Source organism: Providencia sp. Me31A (genome assembly GCF_050487165.1).
Taxonomy (GTDB): Bacteria; Pseudomonadota; Gammaproteobacteria; order Enterobacterales; family Enterobacteriaceae; genus Providencia.
The window spans coordinates 164,605-178,799 of the sequence record NZ_JBKQGZ010000011.1 but is presented as its reverse complement, the minus strand read 5'-3'; the positions used below and the strand labels follow the sequence as shown (position 1 = coordinate 178,799).

General features: G+C 41.0%; 27 protein-coding genes. 4 read left to right on the top strand and 23 right to left on the bottom strand.

From position 1 onward, the window contains the following. Positions 1-126 precede the first annotated feature (126 nt). The 22 genes from ACLPIE_RS11290 to ACLPIE_RS11185 all read right to left on the bottom strand — a co-directional run bounded on the left by ACLPIE_RS11290 (position 127) and on the right by ACLPIE_RS11185 (position 10,795). Entirely contained in the window at positions 127-312 is a 186-nt protein-coding gene (locus tag ACLPIE_RS11290; RefSeq protein ID WP_272540126.1) for a hypothetical protein, read from the bottom strand. A 212-nt stretch (positions 313-524) separates the two neighbouring features. After that, positions 525-917 carry a hypothetical protein gene (locus ACLPIE_RS11285; RefSeq protein WP_369476008.1) on the bottom strand — a complete coding sequence of 131 codons (393 nt, stop codon included), beginning with the start codon at positions 915-917 and terminating at the stop codon, positions 525-527. Positions 918-975: 58 nt separating this feature from the next. Further along, a complete protein-coding gene (locus ACLPIE_RS11280; RefSeq protein ID WP_430261716.1) occupies positions 976-1,167 on the bottom strand; it encodes a crAss001_48 related protein in 192 nt (63 codons plus the stop codon). 257 nt (positions 1,168-1,424) lie between these two features. After that, positions 1,425-1,655 (bottom strand): Rz1-like lysis system protein LysC, encoded by a 231-nt coding sequence (gene lysC / locus ACLPIE_RS11275; RefSeq protein WP_430261721.1) that lies wholly within the window; start codon positions 1,653-1,655, stop codon positions 1,425-1,427. Continuing rightward, entirely contained in the window at positions 1,573-1,950 is a 378-nt protein-coding gene (locus tag ACLPIE_RS11270) for a hypothetical protein (protein ID WP_430261715.1), read from the bottom strand. The genes lysC and ACLPIE_RS11270 overlap by 83 nt, the downstream gene beginning before the upstream one ends. Position 1,951: 1 nt before the next feature. Next, positions 1,952-2,446, bottom strand: a complete 495-nt coding sequence (locus ACLPIE_RS11265) for a TIGR02594 family protein (protein WP_430261714.1) — start codon at positions 2,444-2,446, stop codon at positions 1,952-1,954. Next, on the bottom strand, positions 2,443-2,811 hold the full coding sequence (locus ACLPIE_RS11260; RefSeq protein WP_430261713.1) for a hypothetical protein: 369 nt from the start codon (positions 2,809-2,811) through the stop codon (positions 2,443-2,445). Before ACLPIE_RS11260 ends, ACLPIE_RS11265 begins: the two co-directional genes overlap by 4 nt. Then, complete coding sequence (locus ACLPIE_RS11255) at positions 2,811-3,224, bottom strand: putative holin (RefSeq protein ID WP_147675574.1); 414 nt, start codon at positions 3,222-3,224, stop codon at positions 2,811-2,813. Before ACLPIE_RS11255 ends, ACLPIE_RS11260 begins: the two co-directional genes overlap by 1 nt. 176 nt (positions 3,225-3,400) lie before the next feature. Beyond that, a complete protein-coding gene (locus ACLPIE_RS11250; protein WP_430261712.1) occupies positions 3,401-3,724 on the bottom strand; it encodes a hypothetical protein in 324 nt (107 codons plus the stop codon). Between the two features lie 84 nt (positions 3,725-3,808). After that, positions 3,809-4,489 carry a bacteriophage antitermination protein Q gene (locus ACLPIE_RS11245; RefSeq protein ID WP_430261711.1) on the bottom strand — a complete coding sequence of 227 codons (681 nt, stop codon included), beginning with the start codon at positions 4,487-4,489 and terminating at the stop codon, positions 3,809-3,811. Between the two features lie 32 nt (positions 4,490-4,521). Next, positions 4,522-5,061, bottom strand: coding sequence for a DUF968 domain-containing protein (locus tag ACLPIE_RS11240; protein ID WP_430261710.1), 540 nt, complete (start codon positions 5,059-5,061; stop codon positions 4,522-4,524). Continuing rightward, complete coding sequence (locus ACLPIE_RS11235; RefSeq protein ID WP_430261709.1) at positions 5,058-5,444, bottom strand: RusA family crossover junction endodeoxyribonuclease; 387 nt, start codon at positions 5,442-5,444, stop codon at positions 5,058-5,060. The genes ACLPIE_RS11240 and ACLPIE_RS11235 overlap by 4 nt, the downstream gene beginning before the upstream one ends. Continuing rightward, complete coding sequence (locus ACLPIE_RS11230) at positions 5,429-5,833, bottom strand: hypothetical protein (protein WP_430261708.1); 405 nt, start codon at positions 5,831-5,833, stop codon at positions 5,429-5,431. Before ACLPIE_RS11230 ends, ACLPIE_RS11235 begins: the two co-directional genes overlap by 16 nt. Beyond that, a complete protein-coding gene (locus ACLPIE_RS11225) occupies positions 5,826-6,008 on the bottom strand; it encodes a hypothetical protein (protein WP_430261707.1) in 183 nt (60 codons plus the stop codon). The genes ACLPIE_RS11230 and ACLPIE_RS11225 overlap by 8 nt, the downstream gene beginning before the upstream one ends. Further along, positions 6,008-6,352: a hypothetical protein gene (locus ACLPIE_RS11220; RefSeq protein WP_430261706.1), complete on the bottom strand. Its 345-nt coding sequence runs from the start codon at positions 6,350-6,352 to the stop codon at positions 6,008-6,010. Before ACLPIE_RS11220 ends, ACLPIE_RS11225 begins: the two co-directional genes overlap by 1 nt. Then, entirely contained in the window at positions 6,349-8,313 is a 1,965-nt protein-coding gene (locus tag ACLPIE_RS11215) for a phage N-6-adenine-methyltransferase (protein WP_430261720.1), read from the bottom strand. The genes ACLPIE_RS11220 and ACLPIE_RS11215 overlap by 4 nt, the downstream gene beginning before the upstream one ends. Continuing rightward, positions 8,310-8,558 carry a hypothetical protein gene (locus ACLPIE_RS11210; RefSeq protein ID WP_430261705.1) on the bottom strand — a complete coding sequence of 83 codons (249 nt, stop codon included), beginning with the start codon at positions 8,556-8,558 and terminating at the stop codon, positions 8,310-8,312. Before ACLPIE_RS11210 ends, ACLPIE_RS11215 begins: the two co-directional genes overlap by 4 nt. Further along, positions 8,555-9,589: a helix-turn-helix domain-containing protein gene (locus tag ACLPIE_RS11205; RefSeq protein WP_430261704.1), complete on the bottom strand. Its 1,035-nt coding sequence runs from the start codon at positions 9,587-9,589 to the stop codon at positions 8,555-8,557. The genes ACLPIE_RS11210 and ACLPIE_RS11205 overlap by 4 nt, the downstream gene beginning before the upstream one ends. A gap of 8 nt (positions 9,590-9,597) precedes the next feature. After that, complete coding sequence (locus ACLPIE_RS11200; protein WP_430261703.1) at positions 9,598-9,777, bottom strand: DUF4222 domain-containing protein; 180 nt, start codon at positions 9,775-9,777, stop codon at positions 9,598-9,600. Continuing rightward, positions 9,767-9,943, bottom strand: a complete 177-nt coding sequence (locus ACLPIE_RS11195) for a hypothetical protein (protein ID WP_430261702.1) — start codon at positions 9,941-9,943, stop codon at positions 9,767-9,769. Before ACLPIE_RS11195 ends, ACLPIE_RS11200 begins: the two co-directional genes overlap by 11 nt. A gap of 83 nt (positions 9,944-10,026) precedes the next feature. Further along, entirely contained in the window at positions 10,027-10,485 is a 459-nt protein-coding gene (locus ACLPIE_RS11190) for a YmfL family putative regulatory protein (RefSeq protein WP_430261701.1), read from the bottom strand. 76 nt (positions 10,486-10,561) lie between these two features. Beyond that, the gene (locus ACLPIE_RS11185; protein ID WP_430261700.1) at positions 10,562-10,795 is read right to left on the bottom strand and encodes a transcriptional regulator; all 234 of its coding nucleotides are present in this window, start codon (positions 10,793-10,795) and stop codon (positions 10,562-10,564) included. Between the two features lie 123 nt (positions 10,796-10,918). Here ACLPIE_RS11185 and ACLPIE_RS11180 point away from each other — a divergent pair, with 123 nt between their 5' ends. Next, positions 10,919-11,605 (top strand): XRE family transcriptional regulator, encoded by a 687-nt coding sequence (locus ACLPIE_RS11180; protein WP_430261699.1) that lies wholly within the window; start codon positions 10,919-10,921, stop codon positions 11,603-11,605. Here ACLPIE_RS11180 and ACLPIE_RS11175 read toward each other — a convergent pair. Beyond that, positions 11,591-12,475, bottom strand: a complete 885-nt coding sequence (locus ACLPIE_RS11175; protein WP_430261698.1) for a BRCT domain-containing protein — start codon at positions 12,473-12,475, stop codon at positions 11,591-11,593. The genes ACLPIE_RS11180 and ACLPIE_RS11175 overlap by 15 nt on opposite strands. Positions 12,476-12,697: 222 nt before the next feature. Between ACLPIE_RS11175 and ACLPIE_RS11170 the strand changes: the two genes are divergently transcribed. The 3 genes from ACLPIE_RS11170 (at position 12,698) to rdgC (ending at position 14,116) form a co-directional block, all read left to right on the top strand. Then, a complete protein-coding gene (locus ACLPIE_RS11170) occupies positions 12,698-12,838 on the top strand; it encodes a hypothetical protein (RefSeq protein WP_430261697.1) in 141 nt (46 codons plus the stop codon). Positions 12,839-12,872: 34 nt separating this feature from the next. Further along, entirely contained in the window at positions 12,873-13,061 is a 189-nt protein-coding gene (gene csrA / locus ACLPIE_RS11165; RefSeq protein ID WP_239982585.1) for a carbon storage regulator CsrA, read from the top strand. Between the two features lie 152 nt (positions 13,062-13,213). Further along, a complete protein-coding gene (rdgC, locus tag ACLPIE_RS11160) occupies positions 13,214-14,116 on the top strand; it encodes a recombination-associated protein RdgC (RefSeq protein ID WP_430261696.1) in 903 nt (300 codons plus the stop codon). The last annotated feature ends 79 nt before the right edge of the window (positions 14,117-14,195 follow it).

Sequence of the window (14,195 nt, the reverse complement as noted above, 5' to 3'; positions counted from 1 at the left end):
TATTTGGAATATCATTCTAGATGAATTTATATAGGTCTCGTAAATTCCGAGACTAGTAGTAACCAATACTTATATAAAACTCTATCAATGCTACTCAATGAATAGCATTTGTAGAATTAAATAAAATCAATTCGGTTCAGCTGGTGAAAGCTCACCTTCTTCGAACCATGCATTCACAGCACGACCATCAGCAGATAAGTAATGGACATAATACTGATTGGCATCATTCTGATACTCGGCACGACCTTTAACATGGCCTTCTTCACCACTGATGGTTACTTGTACAACCTGACCTAATTCATGTTTAAACATTGAAATGTCTCCTGATTTTAAGGTAATAAAGCAAATTATGTCTCTCCATAAGTCACGCCGCTTCTTCTCCGGTTGCTGACGTTTCAACCTAATGAGTCTACCCAAACTTGGATTCGTTGTTTTTGATTCTCAGTGTGCGCTATCAAGTGAGAGGTTGGTCACAGCTAACACATGAGACAGCGACAACGCCACGCTCATACTGATTGCTTTATTTATCTCACCACTTCAACGGTGTGCCCGTTTGCATCAGTGATATAAGCTGATTCGCCTTTGTATATGAACTCATACATCTGACCGTTAAATTCTTTCATGTTTGGATGTGTGATTGACTCACATTCAGTAACGATGATTGCTATACAGTCTTTTTGCACATCGACATGATCAATGCTCTTTTCACTAACAATGAGTTCTTCTTCCTGTAACGCTTTTGTGCATTCTGCATCTTCATAGATCGCTGGGTTTTCTATAGCGTAATCAGGGTTTGACCAATTCTTGAACTTATCTAACAACTCAATGAAGCGAGGGCTGCCCAGTTTAATTATCGATAGGCTACTTTCACTTCTTAGACTGACATCACCGTTAACAATGGTTTTTAAAGTAAACATATTTTTTTCCTGTTTCTGTTGGTATGAAAAAACCCCCTAATTGGAGGTTCGTTACCTCTTAAAAACGCTCAATGCGCTGAGATAAAGTTTCAGAGTAACTACGCATGTGACCTAACTGCTTGCTCAATAACTCTTGGTCGCGATGTTCTAATGTTTTGCAGGTATCGCCATTAATGAAAGCTGTTAGCTTTGTGATTTTGTCGTCTAACTCTGCCTTCTCATCTACTACTCGTTGCTGATGTGGTTGCATTTGATGCTCCTGTAGACATTAAAAAACCCCGCTATTGCGAGGCTCGTTGTTTTCGTTTGGTAATCCAGCCAATGCGGAATATCACAAAAGGAATTGTTAAGTTGAACACTGATAACCTTAACCCAACTGTCGGGCTAAAATCAGGGCAGTACGCAAGGTGAAATAATGCATACAACCTAGAATCATTTTTCCTAGTCGTGTACCAAAGCTCTTTATCTATTCCGATGCTCAAATAAAGTCGCTTGATGAAAATGCTTTTATTCATTATTCACCTGTCGCTGTTGTTCAATTTCCCGTATTGCTTTCTTATCTAGATTGCACTTTACTATTGAGTTCATAGCGTCAGCTAATAATTGAGGAAAGTCACCCCAATCTACTTTCTCAGGAATATCAGGCTGGGGACAATCAACGGTTAGTTGTGCTGGTATTGGTGGAGACTGAACGGGAATCAATACCTCTTTTGTAGTTCCGCAACTCACTAACAACATCATCGGGCACAGCAGTATTAGCGCACTCATTGTCTTTGAGCACTGTTTTGATAACAGTCTTAATTTTGACATGCTCTGAGTCCTCTAATTGCTTTGCTTTGATGTTGTCGAGTGATACTTGATAGTGAAGAGTGATAGCAGATTGGGTTACTTTGTTAAGTAGTTGGCTTGTTGATAACTCGCTAGACTTTTTTTCATATTTAACCTGTAACTTGTCAAAGTCATCAGCAACCCACCAGAGCCAAAATAGCAAAATGGCACAAGCGGCCATTAATGCTTTAGTTAGCGAACCCATATCACGACTCTTTCACTGACAATGCGGCGTCACCGATTGGCAGAGGTCGATTATCAACTTCCACACCTTTAGGCCATCTATAGCCAACAACTCTGGCCAGCGGGAATGATTTAATATTAACCGCATCCGATTGATTACCTCCTAAAATAAGCAACTTACCGTCCGCGGTTTTCCCTACACAAAAACCAACGTGCCCACCGCCAGCTCTATCAAAAATTACCACGCAACCATAGTGAGGCTCTTTTAATGCAATACCCCAATCTAAATATGATTTTGCCGCTTCAGGAACCTTGCTGACCGAGCGACTACCGATAATTCCAGCCCGTTCAAGCATTGCACCAACATAGCCCGCGCACCAAGAGGTTTTGTCCTCCTTGATACCTGACCATTTCATATCTTTCCAATACTGAACAATTTTAGGATTGCTGTTCGGGCTGGGGAATCGAGTAACTCCAATTTCTTTTCTGGCTTCGATTAGCCACTTAGGTTCTGTCATTTCTTCACCATAAAAGTAAAAGGCCGCTTAATTAGCAGCCAGATTGATTTGATTCGGGACATTAACTTACTAATGACAACAATTGACATGATGTTGCCACCAGCGGAAAAGATAACGAGGAAAAAGACACCATCAAAAACAACATCAGATGGTGCTGACACTCGTTCACCACCTAATGTTTCCCATATCTGGTAAACCCAACAAATAATTAAAATAGTGCCTACCACAGAATCTCTTCGCTTCTCATAACGACAAAGAAATACAGTCGCGGCTGAAACAAGCATGAACGAAATATCAGCAGCATCCAACGGGTGAACCTCCACCCATCGGGTTAAATCCGTGAAGATAGTTAAGAAGGTTTCCATCAGTTACCCCCTTTATTTCGCCAATCTTTAATGGCCTGTACGATACTGCTGAAGTTTCGGTCTATTGATGCTGCAATACGACTAAACAACTTTCTAAGGTTGTCTTTGTTTGCAGCAAGCACCAGTACGGGGATTAATAAGGCCGAAATAATAATGGCTGTAATTTTAGGGCTAATTTCCCATGACCAGACTTGAGCGATAAATTCAGAAGCCTCTTTGGCAATGAGGATCCCCGCACCTAGCGCCAAAATAAAATGGAATATCTTTCGTCGGTTATTATCTTTAGATGCAATGACGGAAACTGAAGCGCCAATTACTGCCCCTAGCACAACACCATAGTCGGCACCAATAAGGAAACCGCCCATCGCGCCACCGCCAGCAGCACCGAGGGTTATCCCTATTGATGTGCTCATAAATTATTTGTTCTCTTAGGTTAATAGGTAGCCACCAGCAAGGTCATTTCAGTAATTAAACATGTTGATAGTGATTTGCTGTGGCCATATACGAAAAAGACCACGCAATGCGCAGCCCTTAAAATTTGACTTAAAAATTTACGTACGATAACGTTTTCAGATAGTTATGTTACAAGTTAACTTTTATGCTCAGCTGTAGAATGGTCGCGCCGCTCACATACGCAACAATGGCGATTCATGTATTGCTCGCCCTCAAATTTATCGCTCAAAGCTATACCATCTGGTAAAAGTGCCCACGCAACATAAAAACTATGAGGACTCATCATCTCACCGGGGGCATGGTAAATTCCGATAAAACAATCATCCTCATCTTTATCGACCTGAATATAGCCGATGTGCCAGCCATCGCACGGATTAAGTACAATGACCTCTTTGCCGTCTAAATCTTCGGTTGGTAATTCGCTGGCTGGTCTGAATACTAATTCTGTAGGTATTTGCATTATTAATCCCCAGAAAGCAAAAAACCCCGCATCGCGAGGTTATATACAATTTCGGCAACATACCAAATTAGCCTTAAATATGGCCTATTTTGTTGACTTTTGCAAGTTATGGTACCTATTTTTATTGATTTGTTTAAATCGCATACGCCCCATAGAAAGCAGTGCACATTTATCTAGTTCATAACATATTTGAAGCATGTCATCCCAATACGCTTGATAATTTTTACTCCAATTGTCACGCTCAACACCCACCAGCCGCGCTAGGTCAGTTTGTAAGTAATCACGGCCAGTACAAACCTGAACTGATAACCAAACCAATGACCTCAATCTCTCTTTGACCTTTTTGGTTATTTTCTTACCTTTATGCTGTTTTTCAAACTCAGACCATATGTGAACGCTAATATTGACCTGATGGTCAAATTTCAAACTATGCCCATAACAATACTTTATCCATGAATGTTGCTCTTCACTTAACGCATTGATAGCCCTACGCCATGAACACAGTAAAAAATCTTCATGATCTATCATCGGCTTTGGAGTTCGACAACATCGAGTTTCCAATACATAAACTGGATCTGTATCACGGCAAACAAGGCGACCATTTAATTCCAAGTCCCTTTTTCTAATTCTTGGGGTTGTCCTAGTATCTGTTAGCCCAAAATCTTCAAATGCTGCAAGCTGCCCCTTAGTTGCGACTCTTAAATTTGATGTAGCTACCCATGCCATATCGCTTAAATATTCCAAGTCATGCGCATAAATTGGCATATAAAACCCTCCACTGCGTTCCGCACAACGCATTAACCAAAAACACCCAGTGCCGCTGAACGGTCTAGGAATCGAAATAACAAAACCAACTGGCTTCCATGCTCGCGCTCCCACCCATTTGGATCTTTATGCAACTCGCTATGGTGAATGCGACATAATGGGATAGTGAACAAATCATGGGCCTTAGTACCCATTCCGCCCTGACCATGTCCGATTAGGTGATGTGCGTCATGCGCGATAGAGTTACAGACACAACATGGTTGTGATTTTACCCACTTAAGGTATTCGTCGCTTGTCCAGCGTTTAAACTTTGGCTTTAACATCAAGCTAGCTGGTGGCTCTGGATCGATGGTTAAATTTAATACAGGTTTTGATACCCGTTCATCATCAACCAAATCGCTGAGGTATTGGTCAGAAAGAGAGATTAGTCCAGAGGGCTTATTTTTCAGCTCCTCTGGTAATGTCATGAGCAACATTCTGCCGGCGAATGCATTTAAGTTTGCTCCTGGTTTAAATATCACAGCGTTAATTTCAGGAACGATGATCGGAGTTAATATCCATTGGTGATTCATGATATTTTCTCCAAATCTGCATTAAGGGGATTTATCTCAATTTCAAATCGACCGCCCTTTACTACCTCACACCAAGTGATATCTACATGCTTCACCTGAACGTCATCACTCCAAACACCAGCATGCGTTAATGCATCGAAAGGGGCTTTCAAGTAATTATCGATATCCATTCGGCGCTTTGATGGTGGGTACATCTTCACAATGACAGATACATGCTCAGTAATTGCTTTCGGTCTTTTGCGCAATTGTTCATAGATGGCAGCGGCTGCATTTGCTCGGAACGCACGCCCTTTTGCACTAATTAACGTTTTACCGTTTATATTCCGCCAGCACGCATTAACGCTTGGTGGAAAAGGTAGGATAAGGCTTAAAGATCCAGACATATTTGACCTCCACCAGCAACGATAGAAAATTCTCTACCATTAGCATTCAAATACTTATTCCAATGAGCTTTGCGAATTATTTTTGCTTGCTCTACGGTAAAGCTGGCTTCGCGCAATCCACCGTTATGCCGACGAACCATAAAACCCTTGCTATACAGTTCTTGGCAAATGGGGCAGTAATCTACTGTGTCCATAAACCCAGCAGGGCCAGAAAAAAAGATATTGCTCTGCCATGTTGCACACTCACGACACATTGGGGCATCGCAGGTATGATTCTTTCTTAGAGTTATCATGTTGCCGTTTTCATCCTCATCGGCATCAAACCCAAGAACAAAATCACACAGTAAGGTTGCTTTACCACCACAGAACATGCATTTATTGCTAGCCATTTGTCACAACCTCATTCCATAATTTCACAGCCTCGGTTCTATCGTTTACTGCGGGACTTTTTTTTCCGCAGCTATGGCAATAAACATAAAACCAAGTGCGATATTCAAGGGTCTGAATGTGCAGATCTTCACTTCCACATTTACATTGATGAATTTCTGGCATTTTGTTTTTCACTACCTAACCTCCGCCAGTAATGCATTGAATTTTAATATCAATGGGTTATGCGTTTTCATTAACTCTTTAACATCACACTTAACATGTCGATTTGTTTTTGCTCTATATCTCTTGCTTTTGTTGTCTAGTTCGACTGCTTTCTCGTAAGCATCTTGCTGAAGCACATAAATACTAAAAGCCCCTTCTTTTCTTTCTGTTTTCTTTATCGCTTTAGCTCTAAGCAAAAAATCTATCGTATGCTTTGTATGGTTATCAGATGATGCATATATGCTTCTGATTTTCTTAGTTGTTATTTCGTTACCCGCTTTAAATTCGCTCGCTATTCGTAGATATAATGGGGTCACGCTACCACCCCCATTTTTTTAGCTAACCATTGCGCTTGCTCTATAAATGCCTTACCGCGCTGTTCCAGTTCTTCTCTGCTGATGTAATCAAATGCTTTTCCATTCCATGTTTTATCGAATACAACAATTGCCCCGGAGAAACGTGCACCAGATGGAACTTGAGTTTCATCGGCGGGGTTAAACCATTCAGGGAGTTCAAACCCAAGACGACCCCGAATAAAGCAAACATGATCTGCATTTTCTGGCCACCACGCTTCGCTCATCGCTGCCTTTAATAAAAAGACGTATCTGCCACCTTTTTCACGCATTGAAAACGCATGATTCATGATGTGTCCTACACCTGTAATGGCTTGTTTTTCATGATAAGTACTACGTGAATATGGAGGGTTTCCATAAGCTGCGCCATCGATCTCTTTCAGCTTTTCTGACCAATCTTGTGTTAATGCATTATCTTCGGCTGTATAGAAATGAGGGCACTTGCTATTCTGTCCATCAGTGAATAGATCGAGCGTAAACGGTCCATAGATAGAGTTAATACCCCAAAATAATTCCTCGGGTGTTCTCCACTGATCCCCAACCTCTTTAAGTTCGTGAGCTGATTGCAGTTTCAGAGTATTAAGCTTTTTAACGTAATCACTTTGCGGAATGGCCTGCGCTACAGCATTGCAAATACGCTCACCAATCCAACGCATAACCGGTACAGCCATTGAATTTCCTAGAGCGCGATAACGGTGACCATCCGGGCAATCATCAATAGATTTATTGTTGAAAGGCACTTTAGTGTGATTGTCAGGAAAGCCCTGTAGGCGTTCGCATTCAATGGGGGTTAATCTGCGTACGATGTTATTAATACTAACGCCATGACGACCTACTTTCGTTAATGTGTATAAGATATCGCTTTCGTTATAGCCATTTCCATTACCGCCATTTTCAGGCTTGCGACCAATTGTATTACCAGCTAATGCGATAGCAGGTTGCTGAGAGGCCTGTAAACAACCTACAGTTTCTGAGCTAGCACCAAGTGTTGATGAAGTTTTTCCACCAGCTTGTGGGTTAAAAACAATTAAATCAGTCGCGCTTTTATCGTCACGGCTTCTTAACGTTGATGCGGAATCGTCTTGGGTATATTGACCAAATGACTGTAAACGGAATGTATCAATGATATGGAAATCACCCGTGAATGCTTCTTGGTTGCCTAGCCAGTGTTTAGCACCGCAATTTGCTAAGATTGTTCCTGTTGTTTGATTGCCACTAGCAAGGCATTCTCCAGCATCGCTGGTAATTGTTTCTTCCTGCGTTCTGCTCGTCTCAATATCCCCTCGCATGCCTGCTTGCTCAAATAGAATTTCGGCGACACTGATGTCTTTTCTAGCAGTTGCGACAACGAAGACACGACGACGGCGTTGGGGTACTCCGAAATATTGAGCGTCGAGGATTCTCCAAGCGATAGTTCTTTGTGGTCCAGACACAACACCAGCGTTTGACCATTTTGCCCCTGGCGGCTTAAGTTCTTCACTTTCTCCGGCAAGTCCAGCAAGAAAGCATCCAAAGGCATTGTCTTTACTGCTGAGGACGCCAGGGACATTTTCCCAGACGATGACTGACGACTCTTTGCCTTCGTTTTTTCTGATTTCATCAATACAATCCGCTAATTCAACAAATGATAAAGTTAATTGCCCACGCTCATCACTTAGACCACCACGTAAACCCGCTACGCTGAACGCTTGGCATGGAGTACCACCCACCAACACGTCTGGCGCGGTTACTTCACTAGCTTTCAATTTTTCAGCAATGGTGGTCATGTCGCCTAGGTTTTTAACGTCTGGCCAGTGGTGATTTAATACCGCGCAAGGGAATGGCTCTATTTCACTAAACCACTCAGGTTTCATGTTTAATGGTTCCCACGCAACGCTTGCCGCCTCAATACCAGAGCACACCGATCCGTATGTTAATTTCATCAGATAGCACCTCGCTGCTGGTGGGATTTAACATACTCGCGCATATGCTTATAACGCTGCTGAACTTGAAAATGGTCAACATAATGGTTTAAGTGGCGAAACTTCCTGCAGGTCACTAAGTCACGACGGGATTGATTCCATCTGTTACGAAGCTTGCGGATAGTGCGCCATTTTCGTAGCTGTTTGAACATGGCAATCATGCTTAGCACGTCAACGCCATAAATTGTTTTAGCTTCACTACGCATCATGCTGTCACCTCACGCGCTGCTTGTTCTGCCGCCTGTTGCCAAATACCAGCCCATGCCTTGCGGCCTACAAAGTCCGTCATGCGACGAACGCCCGATTTACCCGCTAGTTCGCTTGCAATTTCCTCAATGCGATTTTGAGGTTTTGAACGGGAACCGATGATCCGAGTAAATGCCTCATCACGCTCAACAGCGTCGACTTTCACCTTTTGCTCACCAGCAAGGCGCAATGTGAGGTCATCCCACTGGCTACGTAGTGTTCTTGGACACTGAACGTTTTTCTTCCAGAACTCGTCTTGGGTAACACGCTTGTAGAATTGGCAAATTTCTTTGTGGCTATGCCCGTCAACAGTGACCATCAGGCGAACTTCGTTAGCCCAGTCAGTGTAATTAGGCTCCTTAGGTGCTTTGAGCCCTAAGTCTTTGAATACCTCGCACTTGCGGTCAAATAACCATTCGGCACACTTGAGGTCATTAGCTGAGCCCCATTTCTGAAAGTTAGTGCTGTAAATCACTGCTTCTGGGTAACGATTTAAAAAATCAATTTTTGACTGGTCGCTGGATTCGCTAGAATTCTGCGACGAAGAGTTAGTTACTGATGGATCTTGTTTTGAAGTTACTGACGGATCGCCCCCAGATTCTGGCGGGTCAAAACGGTTATTTTTGCTCGATTCTGACGGGACAGAATTTGATGCGTCAGGATTTGACGTATCAGAAACTGGCGGTTGAGAAAGTGCAGCCATTGCCGCTGAAGCTAATTTATCAACATTTAATTGATAGATATTGCTCGCATTGCGGTTACCTTTACGGCGTTTTTCACTTGATAACCACCCTGCTTTTTCTAAGTTTTTAATTGCCGTGCGCACAGTACTTTCCCCTGCCCCAATTTGGCGGGCAATAGTCGGTACCGATGGCCAACAAACACCATCATCATTTGAAAAGTCAGCGAGACGGGCCATAATCGCAACAGCGGTTATTTTTAAACCTGCACTTGCGCAGCCATCCCATACATAACTTGATAGTTTTACGCTCATGCTGCTACCTACTTAACTTCTGTGTAATATTTTTTGAATTGTTCGAGGGGCTCAAAACAGGGGTGCTCATAGTCATCGAGCATGAAAATAACCCGCTGTTTCTGTTTATCCCATTCAACAACATGGACAACACGTCCGCGCCTATCTCGGAAGTAACGATTGAGGTTCTTATGTTTTTCATTGGACATGATCCTCTCTCCCGCAATTAGCATTAAATTCATCTACCAACCACTGCATAAATGGGTAGTTGGTTTCTTGGTAACCGTCTGGTAATTTAATCTCATAGACGAAACGGTTATCACGGATAGATGCACGTACTTGCGTTCTACCCCGTAAATTCGTTACACTGCTCATGCTAGTTACTCCACACAAGTTGTTATTAGCAACCGACGCTCGGGACCGCATATCCTGAGCGTCACCCTTTCTAACGATGCTCATCATGATTTAATCCCATAAACCGTTTTTAATGACTCAATAAACCCTGCAGCGTACCCAAACACCTTTGCTAACTTGCGATCTATTGCCTTAATTTCCTCGTCAGTAAGAACGCCATCAGAAATGCTGTTTTGAATCAGTACAGATAACGCCCCTTGCATAGCACCAAGATTCATGCGTATTTCAAAAAGTTCGACTGTATCTAAATTCTCAGGCTCTATTTTTGTTGCCGGTACAATTGAGTGTCGTTCCATGTGATAGGCCACCAGCAATTGAGTCCCTGATAACTCTTCCATAGCTTCCAACTCATCATGTTCAAAAAATCGACAGCCGTTTTTCTCATATAGCTTGTTATTGAAAGTAGTTTCAGAAATACCCAAAGCACCCGCCATCGCTGAACGCCCACCAGGGAATGCTTTACACATCTCTTTCACGACTTCTTTTAATGTTTGTTTGCACATATCTACAATTCCGTTGTTTTGTTGGTAGTTAACGCAGCTACTTTCCTCTGATAAATTTCATAACAACTTTTAATTGTTATGGGTATAAATCAGGACGTAATTTGCTTCTAGAAACCCCAGATGCTTGCTCAACAACTAGGACTTTGTCCGCTGGAACTCTTTTATTTCTATTTAGCCAATTCCATACTTGTTGCTGCTTAACTGGCTTATTTAGAAGTTCGCTAATGCGTTTTGCTAACTGCGTTTGCCCGCCAGCCGCATCGATTGCTGTTTGCAAGCCTAAAACTGATTCATTGGTTACATGCCCCATAACTCCCCCAAAGTTGTAAATAACAACTTTATCTTAATTCAATACAACAACTTTGACAACTTTTAGATGTTGGAAATATCAACACTTAAAGTTGTAAAATACAATTTCTAGGGAGGGGAACTTATGTCGATAGCTAAACGGTTGTTAGAAGCAAGAATTAAAGCAGGAATGAGCCAAGCGGATCTTGCAGAGAAAGTTGGTGTCAGCCAGCAATCTATTCAAAAAATTGAAGCTGGACAAACAAATGCCCCAAGAAGAATTGCAGATATAGCAAAAGCAGTTAATGTTTCGGCCCATTGGTTGCAATTTGGGGCTAGGGACGAAAATGGCAAAAAAACAGATTATGAAGTAAAGGAATGGGAAGAGATCCCAACTTATAGTGATACTGACTTTGTGGATATTCCCGTGCTTGATATTGAATTAGCCGCTGGTTGTGGCGCAAATGCTGAAGTTGTTGAGGCTGAAGAATATACATACCCATTTCGCAGAGATGAATTACGCAAATATGGCGTCAATGCAAGTAATGCCAGAATTGTTAAAATAGTTGGCAATAGTTTATTCCCAGTATTGAATGGAGGAGATCTGGTTGCAATTGATATTAGCAATAAAAAAATAAAGGATGGCGACCTTTACGCAATAAGAGATGGCGTTTTACTGCGAGTTAAGATCTTGATTTATAGACCTGATGGCGGGCTGATAATACGCAGTTTTAATAGGGATGAATACCCTGATGAGCAACTACCAAGAAGTGAAGCAGTCACCAGGGTTCATGTAATTGGCCGAGTCTTTTGGTCATCAAGAAGCTGGTAAAAATTTCATTAAAATATCTTCTGTAGTTATTTTAATACTAGACTTACCACTATCTCTGTCTTCAATCGCCTTCTCTATTTTTCTTCCGTGGCTGGAGTATCTCCAATCACGGGAGGATAAAGCTCCAATAACAAGGTAGTCAGCCGATTGAGTTACTCTATCTATAACTTTTCCACCAGCATCCTCTATCATTTTTGAAACTAATGACCTTTTTCCCGTTAAAAAATTACCAGTCAAACAAACAGTAACCCCAGACACATCAAAGGTATCAATATCATCGCATGGTAAGTGACATGACAATCCATCAACTACGCCGCTATCTAAATCTGTACCAGAAAAATCGACCAATGCCTTATAAAGCATTTCACTTTCATTTTTATCTATACTGCCATCCTCTTTAATGGCCTTGATTAGTTCATACAATTGTTTGCCAGGATAATTTCTTTTTAGCATTCCATTTTGAGTGAGCCACCAATCAAGATAATTAATCTCATCTAAACCTAGCTGCCTATCTGCAATAATTCCCTTACATAGGCCATTAAGTAGATTAATGTCCGACTCTTTTGAATACAGATCAATATTTGGCATATCCATTATTGATCGCTGAACTTCTAGTAAAGTGCTTTTCAGTTCTGCTCTTTCATCAGCAGTAATCACACCATCCTCCAGTACTCTAGCAATCCTCTCTTGCAAAAGAACCACAAATGGATTGTCTGAAATTTGTTCTGAATCTGAAAGCCATGTGGTTATGTAAAGAATCTCAGAGTCTGATAGCTCATTATCAGACAAGACACCATCAATGATGGAAATTAGGTTTGCGAATAACTTATCTCTATTCTGTTTATAGTTAAAAGCTGGGTTAATTTTCATAGTCTCTCCTATTTACCTATATCCTTTAATTTTCTTTAACTTAAATCAAACAACATAAAGTTGTTGACAAAGGTGTTTTATACAACTAAATTACAACTTAAGGATGTTTAGGGAAAAGCCACTAAATACAACTTTCACAACTTAAGGGTGAATTATGCAAACCAATTCAAATGAACCAATCGTTACTTTTAGTGTGCCAATGTCGCAGGATGATGTGCGCGAATGGATACTATAAAGGCTAAATTGATTAATCGCCTTAAGCAATTACAGGCTGACCGCGATACCAAGCAAGCTGAACTCGAAAAACTCGACGAAGAAATCGCAGAGTACTTGGATATGTGTGCAGTTACTGTTAGTGCTTAACTGAATTCAATCGTGTGGAGTGCTTAGTATGGGAATGCTTATTTTAACTCGCCGAGTCAGTGAAGAAGTCATGATCGGCGATGATATTAAAATTAAAATCTTAGGGGTCAAAGGAAACCAAGTGCGGATTGGTGTCGCTGCTCCTGAAGATGTATCAGTACATCGTGAAGAAATATACCAGCGTGTTTTAGCTGAAAGAAATAATGCCACTGCTAGTGAATGACCTTTGTAGTTTTTGGCGGTGTAGTGCCGCCCTTTTCATAATACATAAGGCCGCTGATTTTATGTCAGTCCATACTAGGTAATATGTCTTTATATATTGTCAGTGGTCTTATTTATTGTGTGGAGTATTGATAATTATGCGGAGATTAACAGATGAAGCGTTTTCCAATTACTAGCTGTGTTATTTTTAAGGCTGAATTACCCAGCGCTGAAGTTTTAGAAGAGCATTTAAAAGAATTACCTTTTGTTGATATTTTAGAGTCGCATTACTTTAGTAATGGTTTTACTCCAAATAAGGTCACGGGCGAATTAGTTACACCGATTGAGGGTGGTTTTATCATACAGTTTCGTATTGATGAAAAAATATTACCTGCTGCTGCCGTTGCTTTTGAAGTAAATAAGCGCATAGCTAAACTGCAAGAGCAAGATATTGAAGAATATTCAGTGATGGATATCAAACATGGCGTAATTGCTGAACTGTTAAAAATTGCATTAACAAAAACAAAAGTAATTACTGCACTTTATCATGTGCAAAAAGGCTTTCTTATTGTGTCCACAACAAATAAAGCGGATAGCCAAGCGCTCGTTGGAGGCCTTATTAAAGCCTGTGGTTCAGTAAAAACAGAAACCATTCATGTTGATGATGTAAAAAATGGAGTCACAACCCGACTAAACAATTACATTAATGACCGTTCACCAGATGAGTGCTTTGGGTACCACTTGTTCCCCGGTAACTTTTATCTCCTTCAGCGTAAAGTTGAGAAAAAGCCAGAGTCTATAAAGTACGATGCTGAGCTAGATTATATTAAAGAAGAATTGACCGAGACGTTATCAAATAATTTTAAAGTGAGTTTAATGGAGTTATACACTCGCGATATTAAATTCAAGTTAAATGAAAATTTCCAATTTAAAAGCATAAAACCAATTCATGACATTGAGTGTGACGGTGATAGCGTTTATCGCTATAGACATATGAATGCTATTTTCATGTTTCATATTACAAATACTATCAGCTTGCTAATTGAATTATTAAAATACAAAGAAAAATCAGAGTAACTATTTAGTCAACACCAAGGAATTTAATTCTCTTTATTAAGAGACGGAATCTTATTATCTAAATTTTGTGTGGAGTATT

Excerpts from the sequence above, each read along its gene's own strand:
- ACLPIE_RS11290 (WP_272540126.1), bottom strand. The coding sequence starts at position 312 with ATGTTTAAACATGAATTAGGTCAGGTTGTACAAGTAACCATCAGTGGT.
- ACLPIE_RS11285 (WP_369476008.1), bottom strand. The coding sequence starts at position 917 with ATGTTTACTTTAAAAACCATTGTTAACGGTGATGTCAGTCTAAGAAGT.
- ACLPIE_RS11280 (WP_430261716.1), bottom strand. The coding sequence starts at position 1,167 with ATGCAACCACATCAGCAACGAGTAGTAGATGAGAAGGCAGAGTTAGAC.
- lysC (WP_430261721.1), bottom strand. The coding sequence starts at position 1,655 with ATGTTGTTAGTGAGTTGCGGAACTACAAAAGAGGTATTGATTCCCGTT.
- ACLPIE_RS11270 (WP_430261715.1), bottom strand. The coding sequence starts at position 1,950 with ATGGGTTCGCTAACTAAAGCATTAATGGCCGCTTGTGCCATTTTGCTA.
- ACLPIE_RS11265 (WP_430261714.1), bottom strand. The coding sequence starts at position 2,446 with ATGACAGAACCTAAGTGGCTAATCGAAGCCAGAAAAGAAATTGGAGTT.
- ACLPIE_RS11260 (WP_430261713.1), bottom strand. The coding sequence starts at position 2,811 with ATGGAAACCTTCTTAACTATCTTCACGGATTTAACCCGATGGGTGGAG.
- ACLPIE_RS11255 (WP_147675574.1), bottom strand. The coding sequence starts at position 3,224 with ATGAGCACATCAATAGGGATAACCCTCGGTGCTGCTGGCGGTGGCGCG.
- ACLPIE_RS11250 (WP_430261712.1), bottom strand. The coding sequence starts at position 3,724 with ATGCAAATACCTACAGAATTAGTATTCAGACCAGCCAGCGAATTACCA.
- ACLPIE_RS11245 (WP_430261711.1), bottom strand. The coding sequence starts at position 4,489 with ATGCCAATTTATGCGCATGACTTGGAATATTTAAGCGATATGGCATGG.
- ACLPIE_RS11240 (WP_430261710.1), bottom strand. The coding sequence starts at position 5,061 with ATGAATCACCAATGGATATTAACTCCGATCATCGTTCCTGAAATTAAC.
- ACLPIE_RS11235 (WP_430261709.1), bottom strand. The coding sequence starts at position 5,444 with ATGTCTGGATCTTTAAGCCTTATCCTACCTTTTCCACCAAGCGTTAAT.
- ACLPIE_RS11230 (WP_430261708.1), bottom strand. The coding sequence starts at position 5,833 with ATGGCTAGCAATAAATGCATGTTCTGTGGTGGTAAAGCAACCTTACTG.
- ACLPIE_RS11210 (WP_430261705.1), bottom strand. The coding sequence starts at position 8,558 with ATGATGCGTAGTGAAGCTAAAACAATTTATGGCGTTGACGTGCTAAGC.
- ACLPIE_RS11205 (WP_430261704.1), bottom strand. The coding sequence starts at position 9,589 with ATGAGCGTAAAACTATCAAGTTATGTATGGGATGGCTGCGCAAGTGCA.
- ACLPIE_RS11200 (WP_430261703.1), bottom strand. The coding sequence starts at position 9,777 with ATGTCCAATGAAAAACATAAGAACCTCAATCGTTACTTCCGAGATAGG.
- ACLPIE_RS11195 (WP_430261702.1), bottom strand. The coding sequence starts at position 9,943 with ATGAGCAGTGTAACGAATTTACGGGGTAGAACGCAAGTACGTGCATCT.
- ACLPIE_RS11190 (WP_430261701.1), bottom strand. The coding sequence starts at position 10,485 with ATGTGCAAACAAACATTAAAAGAAGTCGTGAAAGAGATGTGTAAAGCA.
- ACLPIE_RS11185 (WP_430261700.1), bottom strand. The coding sequence starts at position 10,795 with ATGGGGCATGTAACCAATGAATCAGTTTTAGGCTTGCAAACAGCAATC.
- ACLPIE_RS11180 (WP_430261699.1), top strand. The coding sequence starts at position 10,919 with ATGTCGATAGCTAAACGGTTGTTAGAAGCAAGAATTAAAGCAGGAATG.
- ACLPIE_RS11175 (WP_430261698.1), bottom strand. The coding sequence starts at position 12,475 with ATGAAAATTAACCCAGCTTTTAACTATAAACAGAATAGAGATAAGTTA.
- ACLPIE_RS11170 (WP_430261697.1), top strand. The coding sequence starts at position 12,698 with ATGGATACTATAAAGGCTAAATTGATTAATCGCCTTAAGCAATTACAG.
- csrA (WP_239982585.1), top strand. The coding sequence starts at position 12,873 with ATGCTTATTTTAACTCGCCGAGTCAGTGAAGAAGTCATGATCGGCGAT.
- rdgC (WP_430261696.1), top strand. The coding sequence starts at position 13,214 with ATGAAGCGTTTTCCAATTACTAGCTGTGTTATTTTTAAGGCTGAATTA.